This window comes from Exiguobacterium sp. QJM3NY_9 (assembly GCF_056173545.1).
In genome coordinates, this window is the sequence record NZ_CM149679.1 from 1,661,895 (window position 1) to 1,685,935 (window position 24,041).

A 24,041-nucleotide genomic window follows, 5' to 3' on the forward strand; every position below is an offset into this window, starting at 1 on the left:
ACATCGGCGTTTTTTTGGTGTGACCGGCAAGAAAAGAACGACGGTTTCTCACGCCTACTCTTCAAACCAGTGATTTCGGATGAAATAGAGCGTCATCCCGATTGCGACAAGCGCCATCACGCCCAGCGTAACGAAGTATCCATAACGGACCGTCAGCTCGGGCATGTATTGAAAGTTCATCCCGTAGATGCCGGCGATGAACGTCAACGGCATGAATATCGTCGTAAAGATCGTCAACGTCTTCATGATGTTGTTCATGCGGTAAGAGTTTAAAGAAATGAAGTTTTCCCGGAATTCTGACGTCATCGCCCGATTGTATTCAATCATGTCGTTGAGTTTCAGCAAATGATCATAAATGTCACGGAAAAATGCTTGTTTGTTCGGATGAATCGCAAGTCGTTTCGATTCGATGACCCGGTACAGTAAATCCCGCATCGGTAAGACCGTTCGTGCGAGTTCAAGTAAGTCTGAGCGGATGTCAAAGATATCTTCCATGATTTGTTTATCATTGCCTGCTTGTTCATAACGACTTTCGAGTGAAAAAATGCGATCCTCCAGATTATGAACAATCGGAAAATAGCCATCGACGATTTTATCCATGATTTTATGGACGACTTCGACCGTTAGATGTTCTTCATGCCCTGTCAATTTTTGAAATGCCCGAAACACGAAGTCTACTTCCCGTGACGCCTGCTCATGATACGAAATGACGTATTGTTCACTCGCAAATAGATTGATTTCCTTTCCCTTTAACGACGGTTCCTCGACCGCATGCAACACAAAAAAGCTGTACCCGTCATAATATTCGAGTTTCGGTCGTTGCAAATATTGAAAACAATCTTCTATTGCGAGCGGGTGGAAGGCAAACGCGGAGACGAGTAACTGTTTCTCCTGTTCTGTCGGTTGGTCGAAATCTACGAAGTACCACTTTACGTCCGAACGGTTCAGTCGCTCGAGATTGCTATCGATAAACACTTGATTGTCCTGCGTGATGACGATTGATCGAATCAATGAAAACACCTTCTTTACTCTCTTTTCTCATTTCAGTATGTCAAAAGCCATTTAAAATAGCCATCATCAAAAAAAAGGACTTGCGCCAATCAGCAGCACAGTCCTTGATCGTTCACCCGCGTTCAAAATAAAATCCACTCCAGTAGACTTGGCGATATGTGAATTCTTTCCCACTTTTCGTTGTCACGAGCATCTCATCTTCCGAGACGACAGCGATCTTGATCGGCGTTTCACCATGATCCGTCAAGTAATTGAGAATTTCAAGATGGCGGTTCAACCACATACGGCGCCGAAACCAACGAAAACGGCTAAATGCGGCGCTAAAGTGGAGAATCGACAATAACATGATGATCATTCCGAATGGAAGCGGGATTTGGAAGAGCGCGATGATATAAAGATCGGCGATGATGAGGAAGACAGACAGCCCCATCTCCGTCATCTCCATGAAGGAAGCTTTATACGTCGCGTAATATGTCATGACCCGAAATAAGACAATCACGGTCAAGTACGGTACGAAATAAAGTTGGAACACCTTGTCGGAGCCACTATTCATGAACATCAATAAGGGTAAGAAGAAGAGCAACTTCCAGATCAGGATGGCGGAATAAAACAAAGTGTGGTCCGTGTAGCGTTTGCGTACGATGGTTTGACTAATGTTCATTGCCTTCCCCTCCTTCAAAAGTGACTGAGTGCTAAGCCATTGATGTCGGGACATGATGCCTATAAGGGTATCTTTCCTGATTGGACGGTTTCTAATCGTCTATTTTGCAATTATACGCGTCCGTATGTAAAGTATACGAAATATTCCGAAAAAAAGATTCGATTTCCCATCATTCCCCACACTTCAATGACACATTTGAATTTAGATTTGTCGCTTTGCCCTTTTTTCTTTAGACTAAAGAAAGACCGTCATTAGAAAAGAGTTGAATTGACATGTACACACACATCATCGTCGGCGCCGGTATTCTCGGTGCATCGACAGCCTATCACCTATCAAAACAAGGGGCGACCGTGCTTTTGATTGACCGAAAAGAAAGCGGACGCGCAACCGATGCAGCAGCCGGCATCATCTGCCCCTGGATGACACAACGTCGCAATAAAGCCTGGTACCGCTTAGCAAATAATGGCGCTCACTATTACGATACGTTAATCGAAGAACTGGAAGCGCTTGGCGAAACCGCGACCGGGTACCGAAAAGTGGGCACGATCGCGCTACATGAATCATCAAAAATCGAGAAGATGAATACGATTGCTGAAAATCGATTCCCGGAAGCCCCAGGCATCGGACGCATCGAACGACTCGACGCTTCTCAGGTCAAATCTCTATTTCCATTGATCGATACTGTCGAAGACGCGTTGTTCGTCTCCGGCGGGGCTCGCGTCGATGGTCGTGCCTTGCGTGGCGCACTCGAGCGGGCGGCAATCCATTACGGGGCGACCGTTATTGATGCGGATGCTGAATTACTCATCGAAACAGGACAAGTGAAAGGTATTTCAATCGATGGACAACCGCATTACGCGAAGCACGTGATTTTGACGGCTGGGGTCTGGATCAATGAATTGTTACGTCCGCTCAAGCTCGAACTCGATATCCGGACGGAAAAAGGACAAATCCTTCATCTTGATTTAGAGGAAATGAAAACGAAACATTGGCCCGTCATCATGGGGCAACGTGGACTCTATCTCGTGTCGACGGAAGATGGTCGCCTTTCTTTAGGTTCGACCCATGAAAAACAACTTGATTACAACTTACAACCGACCGTCAAAGGGATGCATGCGCTCTTAACGCGTGCCCTCCCTGTCGCACCACGACTCGAAGAAACGAACATCCATGAAATGCGGGTTGGTCTACGTCCCTACACGAGTAATTCGTTACCGGTCATCGCCTCACTCGATGCTCACCCGAACGTTTTCATCGCGAACGGCCTCGGTGCATCCGGATTGACGATCGGCCCTTATCTCGGACGCGAGCTCGCAGAACTGGCGTTAAATCAACCGCTCGAGATTCCGTTAAGTGATTACGTTCCGACTTATCACAACTAATTTGTTTGACGATAGGAGATGACCCATGGATCCGATTAAACCATTTGTACCCGTCGAAACCTTTACCGCGTTAGATATCCGTGTCGGGACGATTCGTTCTCTCATCCGTGACGAGAATGAAACACACCTTCTCAACGTGACGGTCGACTTCGATGGACACGATCACTCTTTTTTACTCGACTGGGTCGAAACCCGGTTCGACTATGAAGAAATTTTAGGGAAACAAGCCATCGCGATCCTGAACGTCGAGGGCGTACGTGCCGGTTTCACAGGTCGTATCCTTGAACTCGGTCCGCTCGATCAACTGATGCCCGTCCTCGTATGTCCGGAACATCCAATTCCGGACGGAAGTCGCGTCAGCTGAGACTTCGCCTGATAGTTCTGCATGCCGCGTCTTTTCGGTTAAACAGTTTCAAGCGGAAAATCCAATGCAACTTTATCTACACGCAAATAGAAGGGATTGCCCATCAACTTTAAGATGGCAATCCCTTCTATTTTGTCATCAGTTAGCGGTGTGTCAGCCCTTCTTCCATCGTCATGATTGCGTTAGCCGTTCGTCTTCTCAAGGTAATGGACGCTGAAGTGATGATTTGCGTCCGTCCAGTAAGTGACGGCCCGAAAGCCACTTTTACCTGCCAACTGCTGAAATTCTTCGATGCTATATTTGTACGAATTTTCTGTATGAATCGTTTCACCTTCCTGGAACGTAAACGGCTGACCGTTGATTTGTACGATCTGGTCAATCCGACTGCGGATGTGCATCTCGATTCGACCTTGCGCCTCATTATAAAATGCTACATGCTCAAACCTTGTTTGATCAAATGTTCCATCTAATACACGATTGATGTGGGTCAGGATGTTTAAGTTGAACGCTTCCGTGACGCCGGCCATGTCGTTATACGCCCGATGAAGAATGTCCGGATTTTTTTTCGTATCGACACCGATTAAAAAGCCGTCTCCCACTTCGAGTAAATGAGATGAATGGCGCAAGAACTCCATCGCCTCCGCCGGATCAAAGTTACCAATCGTCGATCCCGGGAAGAAGATAACTTTTTTCAGTGCGCGGTCGACCGGTAGTGTGATCGGTGTCGAATAGTCGCCACAAACCGCTTTAATCGAGAGATTCGGATAATCTTTTGACAACTCCGCCGCCGACTGTAGTAAATAGTCCTTCGAGATATCGATTGGGACATATTCTTCCAACCCGTGCAGCGAACTGAGCAGACTTTTGATTTTCCGACTACTGCCACTCCCATACTCAATCAATGTATGGACAGGACCAATCTTATCTGCAATCGTCGTTTGGTGCGTCGTCAAAATCTCGAGTTCAGTGCGCGTCGGATAATATTCCGGTTGTTGCGTAATCTGCTCGAACAGTTCCGACCCCGTTTGATCGTAAAAATACTTGGCGTGAAGCGTTTTAGCCGGTTTCGATAAACCAGCTATGACTTCTTCTAACATATTTTGCTGCTTCGTATATAAATCAAAGCTTTTCACCTGCTGACTCATCTTACAGGTCACCTGCCAAACGGAACCCACTGAATTGCCACCGTTTATCCGGCGGGAAGAAATTACGGTACGTCTCACGGATGTGATCGTCCGGCGTCACACACGCGCCACCCCGTAACACCATCTGGTTAGACATGAACTTTGCATTGTATTCACCTAGTGCTCCTTCAAGCGGTCGACTGCCCGGATATGATGAATAGGCACTGGCCGTCCATTCCCAAACGTCACCAAACATTCCTGTCAATTCGTGCTCGGCCCGAACAACCGATGCCGGATGATACGTTCCGCGTCCCATCATGTTCCCTTGTCTTGCGACCGTTTTTGCCGCATGCTCCCACTCCGCTTCCGTCGGGAGACGTTTTCCTTTCCAGCGACTATAAGCATCCGCCTCATAAAAACTGACGTGACAAACCGGTTCGTCGAGTGCGAGTGGTTCGACACCATTTAATGTGAAGACAGACCAGTCCCCGGACTCATCCTTCATCCAGTAGAGCGGTGCTTTCCAGCCGAGTTGCTTGATGACTTGGTACCCGTCAGAAAGCCAATATTCAGACGTCTCATAACCTCCAGCTTCGATGAAAGCTAAGTATTCCCCGTTCGTCACGGGCGCAGTTGCCAGTTCAAATGGATTCAACCATACTTTATGGACAGGACTTTCGTTGTCAAACGCAAAGCCGGTCCCATCATGACCGATTTTAATCAATCCTCCATCGAATGTTTTGTAAGCAGGACTGACATTGGTTTCAGCAGTTGGCACGACCGCTTTATTTTGATAGGCCGGTAACAAGGGATTGACGAACAAGTTAAATTTCATATCCATCAAAATAAGTTCCTGATGCTGCTGTTCATGTTGTAACCCCATCTCAATCAAGCCTTCAATTTTCTTTTGACTCGCCGCGTCGCGATCTTGTCTCAAGAACGTATCGATTGCCGCATCGACGTACGAGCGGTAGGCGATGATCTCACTTACAGTCGGTCGCGACAAGACACCTCGTTGATGGCGCGGTTGATACGGACCGATTGAGTTGTAATACGAATTGAACAGATAATTGAACTGTGGATTAAACACTTGATACGCTGCATCGTATTCCTGTAAAATCATCCGTTCGAAAAACCATGTCGTATGCGCGATATGCCATTTCGCCGGACTTACATCAGCACTTGCTTGGATTACGAAATCTTCCGGTTCAAGTGGATCAATCAATTCAATTGTCTTATCACGAACTCGCGTAAACTTTTCTATTAAGTACGTTGTCGTTTCTGTGTTCATATGCTATGACACCCCTTTTGATGGAATTTTCTGAAAAAATAACCATTTAACTATTACCCTAGTTTTATAGGAAGTATGCAAAAAAAGCAGACGTCGTCGAGACCGTCTGCTTTTTCTACTTTTAATTGCCTTAAAATACTTTATCCCCATTAAAGATTGAGTTCTTGACGACGACATAGTCGACCGTCCGAATCGCTTGCAGTTTATTTCCTCCGGCGTACGAGATCGACGATTGCAAATCTTGCTCCATCTCCGTCAATGTATCGGCTAAGCTCCCTTTATGCTCAACAAACATCTTTTTCCCCTCGACGTTCTTTTTTTCACCTTTTTGGAACTCTGATGCCGAACCAAAGTATTCTTTGACGCGGACACCATCGACTTCATGCGTCTCACCAGGCGATTCTTCGTGCCCGGCAAACAATGAACCGATCATGACCATCGTCGCACCAAAACGGACGGATTTCGCAATATCACCGTGTGTCCGAATTCCTCCATCCGCGATGATCGGCTTGCTCGCAGCTTTAGCGCACCAGCGAAGTGCTGCCAGTTGCCAACCGCCTGTTCCGAATCCTGTTTTAATCTTCGTGATGCAGACTTTCCCGGGTCCGATTCCGACTTTCGTCGCATCCGCACCTGCATTCTCAAGTTCACGGACAGCTTCCGGCGTTCCGACATTTCCAGCGATGACGAAACTGTTCGGTAAAAATCGTTTAATGTGCTGAATCATTTGAATGACTGCGTCTGAATGACCATGCGCGATGTCAATCGTAATATACTCCGGTACTAGCCCTGCCTGTGCGAGTTCTTCGATGAACGCGTATTCTTCGATCTTGACGCCGACACTAATCGACGCGATTAAGTTTTTCGCTTGCATCGTCTCAACGAACGTCCGTCGTTTTTCTGGTTCAAAGCGATGCATAATATAGAAATAACCATTTTCGGCTAAGTACGTCGCAATCGATTCATCGATGATGGTTTGCATGTTCGCCGGGACGACCGGTAGTTTGAATCGTCTTCCACCAAACTCGACCGTCGTATCACACTCAGATCGACTGCCAACGATTGACTTTGCGGGAATCAATTGAATATCTTCATAATCAAATACTACATCCATTTTCAACACTCCAAATAACGAATATTTTTTAAACTATTGTTTATAATCGTTCGTACTTGAACACTATATCGAATGCAGAATGTCATGTCAAAGGATTTAGAGTAATTTATCACCTAAAAACAAATATTTTTATCTTAAAAATGATTTATCGTTCGTTTTTCCACTCATTTTTATGCTTCAATTGCTCTAATCAGTCTTTTCAACAGTCAAAATATCTTAATTTTGACTTTCGGATGAAAATCGATGTTAGATCATGCAGTGCGAATGAGCGTGTAGACAAACTCTTATGAAGCGTAAACAGGCTATAACGAGAGGCAATCCGTTCGCGCTTCCCTGTCTCGCCTCGTCTTCAAAGCGGCAACCGATCGCGCCGCTACAGCACAGCTGCAGGGTCGTGACCGATTGCTTTTCGCGGTCTAAAGCGATTCGAGACGAATTGCGCTCTAAACTGTCTGCATGACTGGATTTCTGTCACGGTATTACCTGAAAAGCGTCATGTTTCGTTGACTCCTACGGGGCAAAGTGCGTTTTTAACGCACGTTCAGAGGCAGGCAAGACCCTGCTCGTTGTCCACAGTCTGGCGAATGATAGTCGTTCTTCAAGATGAAAGTACGTCCATTCAAGCGATTCACCATTAAAACAGCCAATCAGGCGTGTTAGTCGAATGAATAATTCGGTTTCTTCATATAATGTGCGAATGACTGCATACACAGAAGGTTCACCTTATTCGATTGTACCCGCGGATGATCGCGACGACAAAAGACTAAAAAGTAATGGCGTTTTAGTTTTTTGCACCATGCACTATAATACGTCGACATCGACAACAATCATTTTCTCCTCACTCTAAAAATTCTTCTTTTAATAGTGCGAACATCGTGAAGTCTTCCCAGTTTCCATTTATATATAGACTTTTCCTAGCAAGTCCCTCTCTTCGAAAGCCTACTTTTTCGAGAACACGGATCGATCCAATGTTCTCAGGCATCACTTCCGCTCGTAACCGATGAAATGCATACTTGTCAAAGAGCAGTGCAACTGCTTGACTGACCGCTTCAGCCATCAATCCTTGACCATTGTAATTTCGATCAAGTTGATAGCCGATCATACATGTTTCAGCCGGAAACCGTTCAATGAACGAAGCAGATACTTCGCCGATTAATGTATTGTTCTCCTTCAGGAAAACACCAAACGCATAGTAACGATCATCTTGCATCTTTTGTAATGTTTGACGAATCCGTTCTTGGTGGGCTCCAAGTGAATATTGATCTTCTTTCGGCTTAAGTGGCATCCAAAATTCAAAGTGCCCCCGGTTTCGTACGTTCAGTTCCAGCAATTCTAATGCATCTTCTTCTATATAAGGTCTAATAAAAACACGACTCATCCTTAAACAGCTCCTTTTAAAGTAACACGCCCTATAAATATCTTGAAATTAAACAGTTTAAACGTTTGATTATTATGTCTTGGGGAAAACAACCTAAGCAGAACAGATGACAATTCAATGACAATCATTTAACTACATGACATTAAGGAGGAGAGCATGAAGACAGACCAAGAACTATTCGAACAAATCGAATTAAGAAATAGTCATGCCCTCGAGTTACTTTACGATCGGTATGAAACTTCTCTTTACATTCTACTTAGACGCGTGACAACGGATGAAACACGGATTCAACGGACGTTGACACATATTTTTAAAGCCGTTTGGACGGAGCCACGCCGGCATGCTTCCATTCACGGTTATGTCATGGCAGCAATTAAGCACGTCCGACACCCTCATCAGCCTGTCCATTGACTACAAACAGACCTTGCCACTTTTATTCGTTAGGTCGACGCCGAACCCTTTAAAATTTAAGTACATCTGAAGTCATTTCAAGTTTTTTAACAAAAGTTAACGATATTTCTGTTTATTCCTTCCTTTTTTTTCGAAGGCATGCTATATTATTAAGTAATTATTGTTGTTCGGTGGAGATACAAAGTTTACGCTTTAACTCGATGAAATTGATCACGGTAGTAATAATCAGTGTGACTCAGTCGCACGCAGGAGGCAACACACATGGAACAAGGTACAGTAAAATGGTTTAACGCAGAAAAAGGTTTTGGCTTTATCGAACGTGAAAGCGGCGACGACGTTTTCGTTCACTTCTCAGCTATCCAAACTGATGGCTTCAAATCACTTGACGAAGGTCAAGAGGTTTCTTTCGAAGTTGAAGAAGGCCAACGCGGACCGCAAGCAACTAACGTTACTAAACTTTAATTTCCTTAGAGGATTTGCTGATGCAAATCCTCTTTTTTTATTTTTTTTGAAATTACCCTTTCTTTCTTCCGATGAGCATGGTATATTATTAAGTAATTATTGTTGTTCGGTGGAGATACAAAGTTTACGCTTTAACTCGATGAAATTGATCACGGTAGTAATAATCAGTGTGACTCAGTCGCACGCAGGAGGCAACACACATGGAACAAGGTACAGTAAAATGGTTTAACGCAGAAAAAGGTTTTGGCTTTATCGAACGTGAAAGCGGCGACGACGTTTTCGTTCACTTCTCAGCTATCCAAACTGATGGCTTCAAATCACTTGACGAAGGTCAAGAGGTTTCTTTCGAAGTTGAAGAAGGTCAACGCGGACCGCAAGCAACTAACGTTACTAAACTTTAATTTCCTTAGAGGATTTGCTGATGCAAATCCTCTTTTTTAATTCTTTTTTATCTCCCCTTTCTTTTTCAATCGATCCATGGTATATTATTAAGTAATTATTGTTGTTCGGTGGAGATAAGAAGGTTACACTTTTAACTCGATGAAATTGATCACGGTAGTAATAATCAGTGTGACTCAGTCACACGCAGGAGGCAACACACATGGAACAAGGTAAAGTAAAATGGTTTAACGCAGAAAAAGGTTTTGGCTTCATCGAACGTGAAAGCGGCGACGACGTTTTCGTTCACTTCTCAGCTATCCAAACTGATGGCTTCAAATCACTTGACGAAGGTCAAGAGGTTTCTTTCGAAGTTGAAGAAGGCCAACGCGGACCACAAGCAACTAACGTTACTAAACTTTAATTTTTTTAAGACCTTGCTGATGCAAGGTCTTTTTTTTAATTTCATTCATGATAAACTTCATACGTATAGAAAGGAAAGGAGAACTTCCATGCAACTCTCAACACAAGAACAACTGCAACATGTCTTACAAGCAAGACACGACCATTTGATGGCTGGAAACCGAGAAGCGATGAACGAACTTTTAACTCCTAGTTTCTCGTTCATCGATGGACTTGGACGACAATTCGACGCAGAAACTTATTTAGACCACTATGTTGACGTTGATTTGATAAAATGGGTTTCTTCTATAGATGAATCGATGACTGTCGAGCTTTTTGAGACGACTGCCTTGGTACAAACATTGACAGAAGACCAGTTTCAATACGGGACGACGTCTTATGTAGGACGTTTTCGTATCGTCTCCCTTTATCAACTGACGGACACAGGCTGGAAGTGGCATTTTTCGCAAGCGACGTCGCTTGATCAAAATTAAATGACATGGATTCACTCCTCTCATTTACTGCGATGACGATCAACGGCCTTAACAAGGAATGGCTCTCTCACTTTTCTCGGGTGAGACAAAAGCCCGTTTCCCTGCTCACTATGGACAGGGAAACGGGCCTATTTGTATCTGACGGTGCGAGCTCTTCCGTTTTATTCTGTATAGCCGTGTGAAACCGGAACCGTCCGTCACTACAATTGGTTTTGGAGCGACTTTTGAGTCAGCCTCTTTGTTTATTCGAATTCGGTACTTGAAATCTATCTGAAAGCAATTTGAAAATCCGTTTTCATTCCGTTACACTGAAGTTGCATGTATTTTCTGAAAATTAACGAGAAAGAAGGAATTGGATGACTGTTTTTAACTTTTCCGCAGGTCCAGCCGTTTTACCTGAACCTGTCTTACGTAAAGCACAATCGGAATTATTGAATTATCGAGGGTCCCATCAGTCTGTCCTCGAGCTCAGTCATCGCTCCGCCCTATTCGAAGCAATCTTAGACGATGCAACGTCGCTCGTCCGCGAACTGCTTGAAGTGCCGTCAGACTATGATGTCTTATTCTTACAGGGTGGCGCAACGCTCCAATTCTCTATGTTGCCACTGAACCTTGCGACGACTCATCGTGTCGACTTCATCGATACGGGCGGCTGGTCGCAAAAGGCGATTGCCGATGCTGCTCCTTATGCATCGACACGCATCATCGCCTCTTCCCGAGACGATCACTATCGGTCGATTCCGGCCGGTCCTTTTACTTCGGATGCCGATTATCTACACGTGACATGGAACAACACGCTTGAAGGGACGACTTTTCAGGAAGCTCCACGTGTCAACGTCCCGCTCGTCGCTGATTTTTCTTCATCAATTTTATCAGAACCGATTGATGTCAGCGCGTTCGACGTCATCTATGCAGGCGCCCAAAAAAACCTCGGTGCTGCCGGTATGACACTTGTCATCATCAAAAAAAGTTTAGTCGAGCAGACACCTTCTGCTCTCGGTTCATACTTACGTTATGACGTTCATGCGAAACACCATTCACTCTACAATACACCACCTACGTATAGTATTTATTTAACGAAACTCGTTCTCGAATGGATAAAACAAGAGGGCGGATTACAGACAATCACGGCACGCAACCGTGCTCAAGCCGCCTCGCTTTATGATGCGCTCGACCACTCCAACCTGTTTTCGAATCAAGTCGCTCACGCAGATCGAAGTTTGATGAACATCCCGTTTTCGACAGGACAACAAGCCTTAGACGATGCCTTTATCGCATACGCCGAACGACACGGCTTAGTGAACCTACAAGGACATCGTTCTGTCGGCGGTATGCGGGCTAGCCTTTATAACGCGATGCCGACCACTGGTGTCGAAGCTTTACTATCCGTCTTACGTAAATTTGAACAGGGGGAACGTTAAATGTACCAAATCCAGTTGTGGAATGATTTGTCTGAAAAAGGACTGAGTCGCTTTACGGACGATTACCACGTCCATCGCCAAGTTGAGGCACCAGATGCTTTCCTCGTTCGAAGCAAGGACTTACACGGGATGCAGTTCGCCGACTCCTTGAAGGCGGTCGCCCGTGCTGGCGTCGGTGTCAATACGATCCCGCTCGACCAACTCGCAAATCGTGGAATCCCCGTCTTTTCGACGCCCGGTGCGAATGCGAATGCCGTTAAGGAACTCGTCATCGCCAGTCTTTTTTTAACAGCCCGAAAATTGATACCGAGTATCCTTTGGACGAATAATTTACGCGGACCAGACATCCCGGAACGGATCGAAGCCAACAAGCGGCAATTTGTCGGGACAGAGCTGTTAGGTAAACGAATCGGCATCGTTGGCCTCGGGGCAATCGGGGCAAATCTTGCTAATACGCTGCATGAGTTAGGGATGACCGTTTCCGGTTACGATCCGCATATGTCGATTGAATCCGCATGGCGGGTCTCAAATCAAATTCATCGGGTGACGAATCTTGAAGAACTTCTTGCGACGAGTGACTATGTCACGCTTCACCTTCCACTCGTCGATGCAACACATCACCTGCTCGATGAACGCTTATTGTCGAAAGTCAAGCAAGGTGCGACGCTACTTAATTTTTCGCGTGGTGAGTTGATTGATGAAGCTGCACTCGCAACCGTCCTGAAATCTGGTCGCCTCGCGAACTATGTGACCGATTTCCCGAATGCCTTCATTTTATCATTACCGCGCGTCATCCCGTTGCCGCATATCGGGGCATCGACGGCTGAAGCGGAGGAAAATTGCGCCATCATGGCCGTCGATCAACTGAAAACGTTTCTTGAGACCGGCAACATCCGTCATTCCGTCAACTTCCCGTCAGTTGAACTCGCCGATTCAGGTAAACGTCGCTTGACGATTGCCCATCAAAATATTCCGAACATGGTCGGTCAGATTGCTTCTGTCCTCGCGACGGAGCGTATTAACATCGCGAACATGATTAACGGTAGCAAAGGGCCGATTGCCTATACGATCATCGACATCGATAACCATCTTGACGAAACGATTTCCTTGACACAGCTCGATGCGATTCCCGGCATCTTAAAAACGCGACTACTTTAAAGGAGTGATCTCATGCCAACATTCGAACCTTTCCAGGCACTACGACCACAAAGCAAATATGCAGAAACGTTCTCTTCGCTACCTTATGATGTCTTCAACCGGGCTGAAGGACGGGTCGAGGTACGCCGTCGCCCTTTATCATTCCTTCGGATCGACAAAGCTGAAGTGACGCTACCTGATCTAATCGATGAGCACGACATGCGTGTTTATCAACAAGCTGCCCTCCACTTCAAGGATGCACGCGATAGTCAAATCCTAAAGCTTGACGAAGACGAATGCTATTACCTCTATCGTCTCCGTGATGGCGAACATGTCCAAACAGGTTTTGTCGGTTGCGTGTCCGTATCTGATTACGACGACGGCTTCATCCGTAAACACGAATTTACGCGTCCTGATAAGGAGCGAGATCGCGTCCGTCAAATCGATGCGTTAGAGGCACATACCGGTCCCATCCTACTCGCCCATCAACCGGATGATGAACTCAATCGAATCGTTGCAGAACAGAGTACGAATGTCCCGCTCTATCAGTTCACCACCGAGGACGGGATTGAACATACAATCTTTAAAATTACAAATCGCTCTGACATGCTGACGATTGGGAGTCAGTTCGCTCGTCATGACGCACTGTACATCGCGGACGGACATCACCGGGCAGAAGCGGCATCAAAAGTTGCAAAATTACATCCGGACAACGAAGAGGCACAACTGTTCCTTGCTGTCTCCTTCTCAAGTGATCAATTAAAGATCATGGGGTATCATCGCGCTGTCGAAGATCTTTACGGACAATCGGTCGACGAATTACTCGAACGGATCAGTCAACGCTTCACCGTGACGGTTGGTCGTGCTGAGACGACGCAAAAACACCGGTTTGAGATGTATCTTAAGCAACAATGGTATACGCTCGATTACACGGCGCAACAGACGACTGTCAAAGACAATCTTGACGTCTCTATCCTTCAACATGAACTTTTGACACCCTTTTTAGGAATTGAAGATCCTCGGACCGATGCACGGATTCAATTCGTCGGTGGCATCCGTGGGTATGCTGGACTAGAACAACTCGTTGATCACGGGACGATGGCAGTTGCCTTTCACTTACACCCGACCGACTTGACGGATTTGATGCAAGTCGCGGATGCAAATCAAGTCATGCCGCCAAAATCGACGTGGTTCGAACCAAAACTGCGTAGCGGTTTACTGATTCATCGCTTTTTCAGCTGACAATATAAAAGGATTGGCGCAAAAATTGCGCCAATCCTTTTTCTTATCCATTCTTTATTTGTAAGATCGTCCCATGGATTGGCCCTACGTTGATTTCACCAGCCCACTCCGTTCCGTCCAGTAAGTCGACTGCACGTCCTGAAAATTCGAACCGCGCTTCTTTCTCCCCATTGTTGATGAGGATTAGATAGTCCCCATGTGGTGAGGAGCGCCGGATAACGAACTGATTTTTTTCGTCATCGATTTGCTCAAAGACATACGATGCTTCATTCGCGAGCGCCGGATGGGCTTTTCGTAACGCAATCAATTCCGTTACGTAGCTAAGCAGTTCTGTGTCTTGTTTTTCTTGATCCCACTCCATACATTTCCGGTTTGCCGGATCCTGCCCACCGGTCATACCGATCTCATCACCATAATAGATGACAGGACTTCCCGTGAAGGTTAAGAGCGATAATAAAAGCAGTCGCATCCGTTCCTTATCGCCACCCGCTCGTGTCAATGCACGTGGTGTGTCGTGAGAGCCAACTAAGTTAAACATCACCTCGTTGACGTTCATCGCGTTTCCGTTCAAGTTCCGGACGACGGCATAACTAAATTCAGAGGCTGTCGTTTCTCGCGTCGCAAAGAAGGTCAAGAACGCTTCCGTCAGTCCGTAGTTCATGACGGCATCAAATTGATCTCCAAACAACCACTCTTGCGAATCCGTCCAGCATTCTCCAACGATATAGGCTTCCGGATTTGCCGTACGTACTTCTTTTCTGAAGTCACGCCAAAAGGCATGATCGACTTCGCTCGCGACATCGAGCCGCCAGCCGTCAATTCCAAACTCTTCGACCCAGTATCGCCCGACTTTCAACAGATAGGCTTTGACATCTGCATTCGCCGTGTTCAACTTCGGCATGTTGGCTTCAAAAGCAAATACTTCATAGTTCGGCGGGTCCATCTCGATCGGAAACGAATCAATCATGAACCAATCGGTATATTCTGAATCAGCCCCCCGCTTGATGACATCCTGGAACGTCGGGTGGTCGACACTGACATGATTAAAGACGGCGTCGAGTAATACGCGAATCCCGTTCGCATGTAACAATTCGACCATCTCACGAAACTTCTCTTCCGTCCCGAATGCAGGATCGAGTTTCAAATAGTCAAGCGTGTCGTACTTATGATTGGAGGGTGCAGCGAAAACCGGACAGAAATAAATCCCGTTGATCCCCAAGTTTTTCAAATAACCGATGTTGTCAATCACACCTTGAAAATCGCCACCAAAGTGATTCTCGTAAGCCGGTGCTTCCGACGCCCACGGGACCGTTCCTTGTCGGTCGTTCGTAACGTCTCCATTCGCAAACCGATCAGGGAAAATTTGATACCAGACCGTCTCTTTGACCCATGCCGGTGCATCGAATACGTCGACTGCATTGATGTACGGAACGGCAAAATAATAACCGGGGTGGTCAAGCGGAATCTCGTCGTACCATCCCCGTTCCGTGTAGATTGCCGTTTCCTCAGCAGTCGACAACTCGAATCCATAACGGACGCGTCTTCGACTCGGTTTTATGGCGACGAACCAATAGTCGTGCGTCGCGTCAGCACCTGTCCGAATCATCGGTGTTTGTTGCGTTTTCCAAAACTTTTCTTTATCCGGATCAAAGTTCCAGTCCCGATCCTCTTCTCGTTCTGCATCCCATTCGTATGGATCGCCATGAATCAGACGGATGCGGTCGACATCTCCTTTTGCGGTCGTCAACCTGATATGGACTGTTTCTTGATCGTACTTATAGACATATGGCGACATCGCCCGGTGAAAAACGGCCTGCTTATTAATAATCCGTCACTCCTTCAGAATAGCTGTAGATTTAGTTCCTGTTCCCGACTTTGTACTACTTATAAACGTTTTTCCGCAAAAAGTCAGCCATTCCCTCACCATTTTGATTCAATATCTGGCTGTTTTTGATGTATACTGATAACGCAGAGGAAGCCGTCTGGTTTCCAACTAAAATCGAAGTCATGTGAAAGAGAGAGTGGATTCTGATGGGTCGTAAATGGAATAACATTAAAGAAAAAAAGGCATCGAAAGACAAAAACACCAGCCGGATTTATGCGAAATTCGGTCGTGAAATTTATGTTGCTGCGAAACAAGGTGAACCGGATCCTGAATCAAACCAAGCACTTAAAGTTGTTCTCGAGCGTGCGAAGACGTATAACGTGCCACGGGCAATCGTCGATCGGGCGATTGAAAAAGCAAAAGGCGGCGCGGAAGAGAACTTCGATGTTCTCCGTTATGAAGGATTCGGACCGAGCGGCTCGATGGTCATCGTCGAGACATTAACGAACAACGTCAACCGGACGGCCTCAGACGTGCGGGCTGCCTTTGGGAAAAATGGAGGCAACATGGGTGTCAGTGGTTCCGTTGCCTATATGTTTGACGCGACTGCCATTTTTGCTTTTGAAGGAAAATCGGCGGATGATGTTCTTGAATTGATGATGGAAGCGGATATCGACGTCCGTGACATCCTAGAAGAAGAGGAAGCCGTTATCATCTATGCTGAACCCGATCAGTTCCACACGGTCCAGGAAACATTAAAAAATGCCGGTGTGACGGAATTTTCAGTTGCCGAACTCGTTATGCTCGCTCAAAACGAAGTCGCTTTATCTGAAGAAGATGTGCAGCAATTCGAAAAAATGGTCGATGCACTCGAAGATTTAGAAGATGTGCAACAGGTCTATCATAACGTTGAACTTTAAACGATAAAAAAGCAGCCTTTTGGCTGCTTTTTCCTTTTTTTAGCTGACGCTTGGTTTAACTATGCTTCCAATTACGCGCTACCTTATTTACAAAATACATTATGAAACGCGTTTCATGACAAGCAAAAAAAAGATTCTTTTTTTATGTTTAGTTCTTCAATTTAATGGGAAAATTATTAATCGGAACGGTTAATCTTTGGAATAGCCCGTTTGTTTTGTAAGAGAAGAAGGAGGAACAATCATGTCATATCCAGTCATTGAAACTTTTAAACACATCGTCAACGAGGCTACTCGCTTTAATCGGGTCGACTTTGGTGGTTACGATATTTATATGCAGACGAACGATGGTCGCCTAATTACTGCCCACATCCGTTTCGACGGTGGTGGTGAAGATCAAAACGAGGCGTATTTACTCCTCGAATCAAGCACCGGTCAACGCCGGATGACGACACTGACGTTACATCAGTTCGAACATCTTTCATCCTATACTGCCCATAGCGAACGAATTCGAGCCCTCGAAAGTACGAGTGCTTAAGTGGTTTTCTAATACATGTCAACAGCGCCTCCCATTACAGGACGCGCTGTTTTTTTTACACTTCTTCGTTTTCTAGACGCTCACGTTCCGCATGTGTTTGCGGGAAACCATTCGCTTGCCACTCTGCTTTTTGGATGGAATCGAGTTGTGTTAAGCCGACTTCCGATTCATCTTGACCTTGATCGACACTCGGACGACGATCGAGCTCAGCTGAATCACTGATGCTTTGATTTTGTTTCGCGCATGAACGTTTGTATTGCTTGATTCCGAAGACAGACACTGCGGCTAAGCTACCTACAACCAGACTGCGCTTTAATGTAGTATTCATGATTTGGTTCCCCCTGCTTTCCATAGTAGATGACATTACTTGAATATTGTTCCCTCAATGATTGCAGATTAATCACTTTCTAACCAAGGCTAAAAATTTTTTTCAATCCTTTTCACCCGTGTTTCTACATATTTAATAATTTAATCTAAAAACACTGGTCTCCTTTGCTTCATGAGGGTTCTAGTCATGCAGAGACGGCAAATGTACGCTATACTTTTAACAGGTGCTCAATCATAAAATCGAATGAATATGGCTGAGAGGACAAGTCCCAAGCAGAACAAACGCTTGCGTACGAAGTCCTTCTTTCATTTATTCGGTTCATTTCAAAGGAGGGAATCTTGTGTCATTGCTTCATTTGGCCATCTTGTTGCCATTACTTGCTAGTATCTTCATCCCATTCTTGTACAAACAGTTTCGCTCCGTGCATACGGGATGGTTCGTCTTGCTCGTCCCTCTTTCGCTCGTTCTTTACTTTAGTCAATACATCAGTCAGACGATGGCTGGGGAGACTGTCACGCAATCGATGCAGTGGATCCCGTCACTCGGAATCAACTTCGTCGCTTACATCGATGGTCTCGGACTATTGTTCGCCCTGTTGATCACAGGAATCGGGACGCTCGTCGTTCTCTATTCCGTCTATTATCTTGATGCAAAAAAAGAGGCATTGCATAATTTTTATGTCTACTTGCTTCTTTTCATGACGGCGATGCTCGGAATCGTCCTCTCTGACAACATGATTGTCATGTACATGTTCTGGGAGATGACTTCGATTTCTTCATTCCTGTTGATCGGGTATTGGTATGAACGGGAACGTTCCCGCTACGGTGCTCAAAAATCAATGTTGATCACCGTCTTTGGTGGACTTTCAATGCTCGGTGGGATCTCGATTCTTTCGTTACTATCCGGCTCCTTTAGTATCCGGGAGTCATTCAGTACACTCGGTACGTACAGTAATGATCCGATGTTTCTTGTTGCACTCGTCCTCTTTTTATTGGCAGCCTTTACGAAATCGGCTCAATTCCCGTTTCATATTTGGTTACCGGATGCGATGGAAGCGCCGACACCGGTCAGTGCTTACCTCCACTCGGCAACAATGGTCAAAGCCGGTCTCTATCTCGTCGCTCGGATGAGTCCGATCTTTGCCGAGACGCCACTTTGGTTCTATCTTGTCTCTGGCGTCGGAATGTTCACGCTATTCTGGGGATCTCTCAACGCTGTCAAACAAGTCGATTTAAAAGCAATATTAGCGTACTCGACGATTTCTCAGCTCGGTCTCATCATGTCGCTCCTCGGTTTAGGAGCTGCTGCTTTGCAGGTCGAGGCACTGCCTGACAGTTTATATACGATCGCGACCGTCGCGGCCGTCTTCCACTTGATTAATCACGCAACCTTTAAAGGAAGCTTGTTCATGATGGCAGGAATCGTTGACCACGAAACCGGAACACGCGATTTACGTAAGCTCGGTGGTCTATCACAATTGATGCCGGTCACGTTTACAATTGCGATGATTGGAACGTTGTCGATGGCAGGTGTCCCACCATTCAACGGTTTCCTGAGTAAAGAGATGTTCTTGACTGGAGTCAACGAAGTATCTGAATCCGGCTTATTCCATCTCGAAACGTTCGGCTTCTTATTCCCACTTTTCGCCGTCGTCGGAAGTATCTTTACGTTTGTTTATAGTTTACTGATCGTCTACCGGACGTTCCTTGGACCAAAACAGCATGATCAGTTACCAAAAAAACCACACGAAGCACCAATCGGGATGTTGATCTCACCTATCATTTTGGCTTCACTCGTCATCTTGATCGGTCTTTTCCCGAATATGTTGTCGGAAACGATCATCCGTCCGGCAGCCGAAGCGATCTTACCGCAGGTCCTAGCTGCTGGTGGTGAAATTGATGTCCACATTAAGCTTTGGCACGGATTGAATCTTGAACTTCTCTTCACCGTCATCATCATTACGGTCGGGTTCATCTTGTTCAAGACTTTCCCGAAATGGCAGTCACTCTATAATCGGATGCCGAAAAGTTTCTCGCTGAACCATCAATACGATGGCTTGTTACGCCGCGGGGAAAAAGTTTCGACGGCGATTCACGATGCGGTCATGACCGGATATATGCGGTCTTATCTCGTTTATATTTTCGGATTCATTGTCCTCCTCGTATTATCGAGCCTGTTTTTCTTCGATGCCTTTGCCTTCGACGTCGATCCCCTAAGCTCGATTTCCGCTTACGAAATCATCTTAGTACTTGTCCTCGTCAGCAGTGCGCTTTCGATCACGTTCGCTCGGTCGCGTTTGACATCAATCATCTTGCTTGGTGTCGCTGGTTATTCGGTCGCTTTGTTCTTCGTCTTGTTCCGGGCACCGGATCTCGCTTTGACGCAACTCGTCATCGAGACGGTTTCTGTCGCACTGTTCTTGCTTGTGTTCTACCACATGCCGGAAATCAGTCGCAAAGAAGAACGGATTAAATTTAAACTAGGAAATGCTGCGATTTCAGCATTGGTCGGTCTCAGCGTGACGCTCGTCGCCCTGTCATCGCTCAGTCAACGCTCGTTTGCCTCAATTGCTAAATACTATATTGATAACGTGTATGAATTGGCAGCTGGCGGAAACATGGTCAATGTCATCCTCGTTGATTTCCGTGGTTTTGATACATTGTTCGAAATCAGCGTGCTTGCCATTGCTGGTCTTGGCATCTACGCGATGATTCACTTCAGAAAGACAGGAGGCATCGACAAATGAAAAAACCAATGAAAAAGAATACGAATGACGTCATTCTAGAGTCGGCGACGACGTTCATCACCTTCATTATTTTCTTGTTTGCCGTCTACTTGTTCTTCGCTGGACATTATACGCCAGGTGGCGGATTCATCGGTGGACTAGTCACTGCGTCTGCTCTCGTGTTGATTTTGCTTGCCTTCGACATCAAGACGCTTCGGCAAATCCTGCCGTTCGACTACAAGATGGTGACAGCCGTCGGGATGTTGATCGCTGTTTTGACGGCGTCCGGTGCCTTACTCTTTAATGTACCGTTCTTCACCCACGCCCATGGGTACTTTGATTTACCATTGTTCGGAAAAACGTCTTTGCATACGGCCATGTTATTTGACCTAGGTGTCTACTTCGTCGTCGTCGGCGTCACGATGACGATCATTCAAACGATTGGGGAGAGTGATTAACAGATGGAGATTATCATGGCGATAGCTGCAGGCATCTTGACGATGTGTGCCGTCTATCTCATTCTTTCAAAAAGTATTTTACGCATCATCATCGGAACCGGCTTGCTCAGTCACGCTGCCCACTTAATCGTCATGACGATGGGTGGACTGAAGACTGGTGCTGCGCCTGTCCTTGAAGACGGAGTGACGAAATATACCGACCCACTCCCGCAAGCGCTTGTCTTGACCGCAATCGTCATTAGTTTCGGGGTAACAGCATTTTTCCTCGTTCTTGCCTACCGAGCGTATCAAGAGCTTGGGACCGATAATATCGAGGAAATGAAAGGAACCGATACGAATGATTAATTTACCGCTATTACCGATTTTAATTCCACTGCTGACTGGTGTCTTGTTGATGTTTTTCACGAAACGTCTGTGGATGCAACGTATCGTGTCCTTCTTGTCGACGCTGTTGACGATTGGTGTCTCGCTTTACCTCGTCTCTCAAGTCAAGGCAAACGGGATTTTGACGGTCACACTCGGCAGTTGGCCGGCACCGTTCGGCATCACACTCGTTTCAGATATGTTATCCGCCTTACTCGTTTTGACGACGAGCGTGCTCGTTTTCTTCGTCATTTGGTATTCGATGACGTATCTGTCGGAGCAGCATCAACGTTTTTATTACTACATCGCCGTTCAGTTTTTGCTCGTCGGTGTCAATGGTGCCTTTACGACCGGTGATATTTTCAACATGTTCGTCTTCTTTGAAGTCTTCTTGATTTCATCGTATGTCTTGATTGTGCTCGGTGGTAAACCGGCGCAGTTACGCGAGTCGTTGAAGTATCTGTTGGTCAATGTCATTTCATCTGCTTTGTTCGTCATGACGGTCGCTTTTTTATACGGCATCATCGGCACGCTCAATATGGCAGATATCTCGCAAAAGATTTCTGAAATCAATCAGCCCGGAATCTTGAGTGTCATCGCGATTTTATTTTTAGTCGTCTTCGGCTTAAAAGGAGCGATTTTCCCACTTTATTTTTGGTTACCTGGCTCGTACCAAGTGCCACCGACACCAGTCCTCGCCTTGTTCGGCGCTCTCTTGACGAAAGTCGGTGTCTACGGCATCTTGCGGACGTATAGTTTGTTCTTTTCGAACGAAATCGGGATCATCCACTCGCTTCTTGGGGGATTGGCACTGGCGACAATCATCATCGGTGTCATCGGCGCCCTCGCGACAAAAGATGCGAAACAAATCTTAATCTACAACATCATCGTTGCCGTCGGCGTCATTCTTTACGGCGTTTCCGTCATGACTCGTCAGTCGCTCGAAGGAGCCGTCTTCTACCTGTTACATGATATGTTAATCAAAGCAGCTCTCTTCTTGCTCGTCGGTATCATGGTCGGAATTGCGGGCTCGAGCCGTCTTAAAAGCATGGGCGGGATGATTAAGGCCTATCCGTTGCTCGGTTGGGCGTATTTCATCGCTGCCTTGTCCTTGGCTGGTATTCCACCGTTCAGCGGGTTCATCGGTAAACTATTGATCGTCCGTGGCGGGATTGAAGCGGGTGACCTCGTCGGACCGTTCATCGTCCTTGCGTCAAGTTTGCTTGTCCTCTATTCCGTCATGCAAATCTTCATTCGCGGATTTTGGGGTACACCGAAGACGTATACGGGTTCACGACGTCATCTCGTCAAACAATTGCTCGCTCCATCAATTCTTTTAGTAATGATTACCGTCGCGTATGGGGTCGGGGCAGAAGCCGTTCGTCCATTCATCACCCAAGCCGTTGATCCGCTCGTCGATCCATCACTCTATATTCAAGCTGTACTGAAGGAGGGCTAATCGATGCCATTTCAATTAATGCTCAATGCTTTTTTAGCCATCTTATGGATGTTTCTCTCGAACTCCTTCACGACTTCGTCATTCATCGTCGGTTATCTACTCGGGTTGATTGCGATGTTCGCGATGCGTCGTGGTTTCAGTAGTCGGTTTTACCTCGGTCCGGTCATCGCTCTAGTTCGCCTCTCGATTCGGTTTCTTTATGAATTGGTCGTCGCGAATATCGAAGTTCTGGCCGTCATCTTAAAACCGCGACTCGATATTCAGCCCGGTATCTTTGCGTACGAGACGACGTTAAAGAAAAACTGGGAGATTACGTTACTTTCTATGTTGATTACGTTGACACCCGGAACACTCGTCGTCGATATCTCAGATGATAATAAAACACTGTATATCCACGCGCTTCATATGCCAGAAGCGGATGAAGCTGTCGCTGCCATCCGGAATAGTTTTGAAAAAGCGATTCTGGAGGTGAGTCGATAATGTTCGAAATGCTGATCTATATCGCACTCGGAGGCGTCTTCATTTCCATGCTCGGTCTGTTTTACCGCGTCATCAAAGGACCCTCGATTGCTGATCGCGTCATCGCACTTGATTCAATCGGCATCAGTTTAATCTCCATCGTCGGTTTAGTATCCGTTCTCTTACGGACAAGTGACTATTTAGAAGTCATCTTGTTAATCGGTATTTTAGCTTTCATCGGGACTGTCGCCTTCTCGAAATTCATTGAGAAAGGAGAGATCATCGAACGTGATCGCAATAAATGAAATCTTCGTAGTCGCCTTTGCTTTAATTGGAGCCTTTTTCAGCATCGTCGCGGCTCTCGGGCTGATTCGTCTACCCGATATCTATACACGCGCACACGCAGCCTCTAAGAGCGCCACACTCGGCGTCATGAGTATTCTAATCAGCGTCATCATTTTCTTCGTGACAGAAGAAGGACTCTTTTCATCACGAACATTTTTAGGTATCTTGTTCGTTCTGACGACAGCACCGATCGGAAGTCATTTAATCGCCCGTGCTGCCTACTACAGTGATGTTCCCTTATGGAAAGGATCCGTTCAAGACGACCTCTCGAAAAACAAAGAACATGTCATGCCGAAAAAACGCATCAACCGAGACAACTAATTCTCGTTAATTCAACGCAAAAAGGACATCA

27 protein-coding genes are annotated in these 24,041 nt (G+C 46.1%); 19 read left to right on the forward strand and 8 right to left on the reverse strand.

The window, feature by feature from the left end; all coding sequences use genetic code 11:
• Positions 1–54 precede the first annotated feature (54 nt).
• Complete coding sequence (corA, locus tag AC0VYQ_RS08645) at positions 55–1,011, reverse strand: magnesium/cobalt transporter CorA (RefSeq protein WP_475403423.1); 957 nt, start codon at positions 1,009–1,011, stop codon at positions 55–57.
• Positions 1,012–1,123: 112 nt separating this feature from the next.
• Entirely contained in the window at positions 1,124–1,672 is a 549-nt protein-coding gene (locus AC0VYQ_RS08650; RefSeq protein WP_214846426.1) for a hypothetical protein, read from the reverse strand.
• Between the two features lie 272 nt (positions 1,673–1,944).
• Between AC0VYQ_RS08650 and AC0VYQ_RS08655 the strand changes: the two genes are divergently transcribed.
• Both AC0VYQ_RS08655 and AC0VYQ_RS08660 read left to right on the forward strand, forming a co-directional pair.
• Entirely contained in the window at positions 1,945–3,054 is a 1,110-nt protein-coding gene (locus tag AC0VYQ_RS08655) for an NAD(P)/FAD-dependent oxidoreductase (protein WP_475403424.1), read from the forward strand.
• Positions 3,055–3,079: 25 nt separating this feature from the next.
• A complete protein-coding gene (locus AC0VYQ_RS08660) occupies positions 3,080–3,418 on the forward strand; it encodes a hypothetical protein (RefSeq protein ID WP_088837226.1) in 339 nt (112 codons plus the stop codon).
• Positions 3,419–3,600: 182 nt separating this feature from the next.
• Here AC0VYQ_RS08660 and egtD read toward each other — a convergent pair whose 3' ends face one another.
• The 4 genes from egtD to AC0VYQ_RS08680 form a co-directional block, all read right to left on the reverse strand.
• A complete protein-coding gene (egtD, locus tag AC0VYQ_RS08665) occupies positions 3,601–4,563 on the reverse strand; it encodes an L-histidine N(alpha)-methyltransferase (protein ID WP_475403425.1) in 963 nt (320 codons plus the stop codon).
• A 1-nt stretch (position 4,564) separates the two neighbouring features.
• A complete protein-coding gene (gene egtB, locus AC0VYQ_RS08670) occupies positions 4,565–5,833 on the reverse strand; it encodes an ergothioneine biosynthesis protein EgtB (protein WP_475403426.1) in 1,269 nt (422 codons plus the stop codon).
• 130 nt (positions 5,834–5,963) lie between these two features.
• Positions 5,964–6,947, reverse strand: a complete 984-nt coding sequence (gene guaC, locus AC0VYQ_RS08675; RefSeq protein ID WP_029330376.1) for a GMP reductase — start codon at positions 6,945–6,947, stop codon at positions 5,964–5,966.
• Between the two features lie 838 nt (positions 6,948–7,785).
• Complete coding sequence (locus AC0VYQ_RS08680) at positions 7,786–8,325, reverse strand: GNAT family N-acetyltransferase (RefSeq protein WP_215115370.1); 540 nt, start codon at positions 8,323–8,325, stop codon at positions 7,786–7,788.
• Positions 8,326–8,481: 156 nt separating this feature from the next.
• On the opposite strand from AC0VYQ_RS08680, the gene AC0VYQ_RS08685 reads away from it, so the two are divergent.
• The 8 genes from AC0VYQ_RS08685 to AC0VYQ_RS08720 all read left to right on the forward strand — a co-directional run bounded on the left by AC0VYQ_RS08685 (position 8,482) and on the right by AC0VYQ_RS08720 (position 14,272).
• On the forward strand, positions 8,482–8,736 hold the full coding sequence (locus tag AC0VYQ_RS08685) for an RNA polymerase sigma factor (protein ID WP_475403427.1): 255 nt from the start codon (positions 8,482–8,484) through the stop codon (positions 8,734–8,736).
• A 261-nt stretch (positions 8,737–8,997) separates the two neighbouring features.
• On the forward strand, positions 8,998–9,198 hold the full coding sequence (locus AC0VYQ_RS08690; RefSeq protein ID WP_029330387.1) for a cold-shock protein: 201 nt from the start codon (positions 8,998–9,000) through the stop codon (positions 9,196–9,198).
• A 200-nt stretch (positions 9,199–9,398) separates the two neighbouring features.
• Positions 9,399–9,599, forward strand: coding sequence for a cold-shock protein (locus AC0VYQ_RS08695; RefSeq protein WP_029330387.1), 201 nt, complete (start codon positions 9,399–9,401; stop codon positions 9,597–9,599).
• Positions 9,600–9,799: 200 nt separating this feature from the next.
• Positions 9,800–10,000 carry a cold-shock protein gene (locus AC0VYQ_RS08700; RefSeq protein ID WP_012370557.1) on the forward strand — a complete coding sequence of 67 codons (201 nt, stop codon included), beginning with the start codon at positions 9,800–9,802 and terminating at the stop codon, positions 9,998–10,000.
• Between the two features lie 88 nt (positions 10,001–10,088).
• Positions 10,089–10,472: a nuclear transport factor 2 family protein gene (locus AC0VYQ_RS08705; RefSeq protein ID WP_088837232.1), complete on the forward strand. Its 384-nt coding sequence runs from the start codon at positions 10,089–10,091 to the stop codon at positions 10,470–10,472.
• 356 nt (positions 10,473–10,828) lie between these two features.
• On the forward strand, positions 10,829–11,893 hold the full coding sequence (gene serC, locus AC0VYQ_RS08710; RefSeq protein WP_475403428.1) for a 3-phosphoserine/phosphohydroxythreonine transaminase: 1,065 nt from the start codon (positions 10,829–10,831) through the stop codon (positions 11,891–11,893).
• Positions 11,894–13,051 (forward strand): phosphoglycerate dehydrogenase, encoded by a 1,158-nt coding sequence (locus AC0VYQ_RS08715; RefSeq protein ID WP_088837234.1) that lies wholly within the window; start codon positions 11,894–11,896, stop codon positions 13,049–13,051.
• Between the two features lie 12 nt (positions 13,052–13,063).
• On the forward strand, positions 13,064–14,272 hold the full coding sequence (locus AC0VYQ_RS08720; RefSeq protein WP_159172460.1) for a DUF1015 domain-containing protein: 1,209 nt from the start codon (positions 13,064–13,066) through the stop codon (positions 14,270–14,272).
• Between the two features lie 43 nt (positions 14,273–14,315).
• Here AC0VYQ_RS08720 and AC0VYQ_RS08725 read toward each other — a convergent pair whose 3' ends face one another.
• Complete coding sequence (locus AC0VYQ_RS08725; RefSeq protein ID WP_475403429.1) at positions 14,316–16,067, reverse strand: glycoside hydrolase family 13 protein; 1,752 nt, start codon at positions 16,065–16,067, stop codon at positions 14,316–14,318.
• A gap of 236 nt (positions 16,068–16,303) precedes the next feature.
• Here AC0VYQ_RS08725 and AC0VYQ_RS08730 point away from each other — a divergent pair, with 236 nt between their 5' ends.
• The gene (locus AC0VYQ_RS08730) at positions 16,304–17,017 is read left to right on the forward strand and encodes a YebC/PmpR family DNA-binding transcriptional regulator (RefSeq protein WP_029330405.1); all 714 of its coding nucleotides are present in this window, start codon (positions 16,304–16,306) and stop codon (positions 17,015–17,017) included.
• A gap of 241 nt (positions 17,018–17,258) precedes the next feature.
• On the forward strand, positions 17,259–17,552 hold the full coding sequence (locus tag AC0VYQ_RS08735) for a hypothetical protein (protein WP_029330408.1): 294 nt from the start codon (positions 17,259–17,261) through the stop codon (positions 17,550–17,552).
• 55 nt (positions 17,553–17,607) lie between these two features.
• Here the strand turns inward: AC0VYQ_RS08735 and AC0VYQ_RS08740 are convergent, their stop codons facing one another.
• On the reverse strand, positions 17,608–17,880 hold the full coding sequence (locus AC0VYQ_RS08740; protein ID WP_475403430.1) for a hypothetical protein: 273 nt from the start codon (positions 17,878–17,880) through the stop codon (positions 17,608–17,610).
• Positions 17,881–18,220: 340 nt separating this feature from the next.
• On the opposite strand from AC0VYQ_RS08740, the gene AC0VYQ_RS08745 reads away from it, so the two are divergent.
• The 7 genes from AC0VYQ_RS08745 to mnhG are packed head-to-tail and all read left to right on the forward strand — an operon-like array spanning position 18,221 to position 24,010.
• Entirely contained in the window at positions 18,221–20,626 is a 2,406-nt protein-coding gene (locus tag AC0VYQ_RS08745; protein WP_214891906.1) for a Na+/H+ antiporter subunit A, read from the forward strand.
• Positions 20,623–21,063 (forward strand): Na(+)/H(+) antiporter subunit B, encoded by a 441-nt coding sequence (locus tag AC0VYQ_RS08750; RefSeq protein WP_200872396.1) that lies wholly within the window; start codon positions 20,623–20,625, stop codon positions 21,061–21,063. The genes AC0VYQ_RS08745 and AC0VYQ_RS08750 overlap by 4 nt, the downstream gene beginning before the upstream one ends.
• Before the next feature lie 3 nt (positions 21,064–21,066).
• On the forward strand, positions 21,067–21,408 hold the full coding sequence (locus AC0VYQ_RS08755; protein WP_088837240.1) for a Na(+)/H(+) antiporter subunit C: 342 nt from the start codon (positions 21,067–21,069) through the stop codon (positions 21,406–21,408).
• Positions 21,401–22,885, forward strand: coding sequence for a Na+/H+ antiporter subunit D (locus AC0VYQ_RS08760; protein WP_475403431.1), 1,485 nt, complete (start codon positions 21,401–21,403; stop codon positions 22,883–22,885). The genes AC0VYQ_RS08755 and AC0VYQ_RS08760 overlap by 8 nt, the downstream gene beginning before the upstream one ends.
• 3 nt (positions 22,886–22,888) lie before the next feature.
• A complete protein-coding gene (locus tag AC0VYQ_RS08765; RefSeq protein ID WP_088837242.1) occupies positions 22,889–23,365 on the forward strand; it encodes a Na+/H+ antiporter subunit E in 477 nt (158 codons plus the stop codon).
• Between the two features lie 8 nt (positions 23,366–23,373).
• On the forward strand, positions 23,374–23,649 hold the full coding sequence (locus AC0VYQ_RS08770) for a Na(+)/H(+) antiporter subunit F1 (RefSeq protein WP_369834785.1): 276 nt from the start codon (positions 23,374–23,376) through the stop codon (positions 23,647–23,649).
• Positions 23,633–24,010, forward strand: a complete 378-nt coding sequence (gene mnhG / locus AC0VYQ_RS08775; protein WP_088837244.1) for a monovalent cation/H(+) antiporter subunit G — start codon at positions 23,633–23,635, stop codon at positions 24,008–24,010. The genes AC0VYQ_RS08770 and mnhG overlap by 17 nt, the downstream gene beginning before the upstream one ends.
• Positions 24,011–24,041 lie beyond the last annotated feature (31 nt).

Coding starts and splice junctions, on each gene's coding strand:
- AC0VYQ_RS08655 (WP_475403424.1), top strand. CDS start 1,945: ATGTACACACACATCATCGTCGGCGCCGGTATTCTCGGTGCATCGACA.
- AC0VYQ_RS08705 (WP_088837232.1), top strand. CDS start 10,089: ATGCAACTCTCAACACAAGAACAACTGCAACATGTCTTACAAGCAAGA.
- AC0VYQ_RS08720 (WP_159172460.1), top strand. CDS start 13,064: ATGCCAACATTCGAACCTTTCCAGGCACTACGACCACAAAGCAAATAT.
- AC0VYQ_RS08685 (WP_475403427.1), top strand. CDS start 8,482: ATGAAGACAGACCAAGAACTATTCGAACAAATCGAATTAAGAAATAGT.
- AC0VYQ_RS08735 (WP_029330408.1), top strand. CDS start 17,259: ATGTCATATCCAGTCATTGAAACTTTTAAACACATCGTCAACGAGGCT.
- egtB (WP_475403426.1), bottom strand. CDS start 5,833: ATGAACACAGAAACGACAACGTACTTAATAGAAAAGTTTACGCGAGTT.
- AC0VYQ_RS08650 (WP_214846426.1), bottom strand. CDS start 1,672: ATGAACATTAGTCAAACCATCGTACGCAAACGCTACACGGACCACACT.
- AC0VYQ_RS08715 (WP_088837234.1), top strand. CDS start 11,894: ATGTACCAAATCCAGTTGTGGAATGATTTGTCTGAAAAAGGACTGAGT.
- AC0VYQ_RS08765 (WP_088837242.1), top strand. CDS start 22,889: ATGCCATTTCAATTAATGCTCAATGCTTTTTTAGCCATCTTATGGATG.
- AC0VYQ_RS08770 (WP_369834785.1), top strand. CDS start 23,374: ATGCTGATCTATATCGCACTCGGAGGCGTCTTCATTTCCATGCTCGGT.
- AC0VYQ_RS08680 (WP_215115370.1), bottom strand. CDS start 8,325: ATGAGTCGTGTTTTTATTAGACCTTATATAGAAGAAGATGCATTAGAA.
- AC0VYQ_RS08730 (WP_029330405.1), top strand. CDS start 16,304: ATGGGTCGTAAATGGAATAACATTAAAGAAAAAAAGGCATCGAAAGAC.
- AC0VYQ_RS08740 (WP_475403430.1), bottom strand. CDS start 17,880: ATGAATACTACATTAAAGCGCAGTCTGGTTGTAGGTAGCTTAGCCGCA.
- AC0VYQ_RS08760 (WP_475403431.1), top strand. CDS start 21,401: ATGATTAATTTACCGCTATTACCGATTTTAATTCCACTGCTGACTGGT.
- AC0VYQ_RS08725 (WP_475403429.1), bottom strand. CDS start 16,067: ATGTCGCCATATGTCTATAAGTACGATCAAGAAACAGTCCATATCAGG.
- serC (WP_475403428.1), top strand. CDS start 10,829: ATGACTGTTTTTAACTTTTCCGCAGGTCCAGCCGTTTTACCTGAACCT.
- AC0VYQ_RS08690 (WP_029330387.1), top strand. CDS start 8,998: ATGGAACAAGGTACAGTAAAATGGTTTAACGCAGAAAAAGGTTTTGGC.
- guaC (WP_029330376.1), bottom strand. CDS start 6,947: ATGGATGTAGTATTTGATTATGAAGATATTCAATTGATTCCCGCAAAG.
- AC0VYQ_RS08660 (WP_088837226.1), top strand. CDS start 3,080: ATGGATCCGATTAAACCATTTGTACCCGTCGAAACCTTTACCGCGTTA.
- egtD (WP_475403425.1), bottom strand. CDS start 4,563: ATGAGTCAGCAGGTGAAAAGCTTTGATTTATATACGAAGCAGCAAAAT.
- AC0VYQ_RS08695 (WP_029330387.1), top strand. CDS start 9,399: ATGGAACAAGGTACAGTAAAATGGTTTAACGCAGAAAAAGGTTTTGGC.
- AC0VYQ_RS08700 (WP_012370557.1), top strand. CDS start 9,800: ATGGAACAAGGTAAAGTAAAATGGTTTAACGCAGAAAAAGGTTTTGGC.
- AC0VYQ_RS08750 (WP_200872396.1), top strand. CDS start 20,623: ATGAAAAAACCAATGAAAAAGAATACGAATGACGTCATTCTAGAGTCG.
- AC0VYQ_RS08755 (WP_088837240.1), top strand. CDS start 21,067: ATGGAGATTATCATGGCGATAGCTGCAGGCATCTTGACGATGTGTGCC.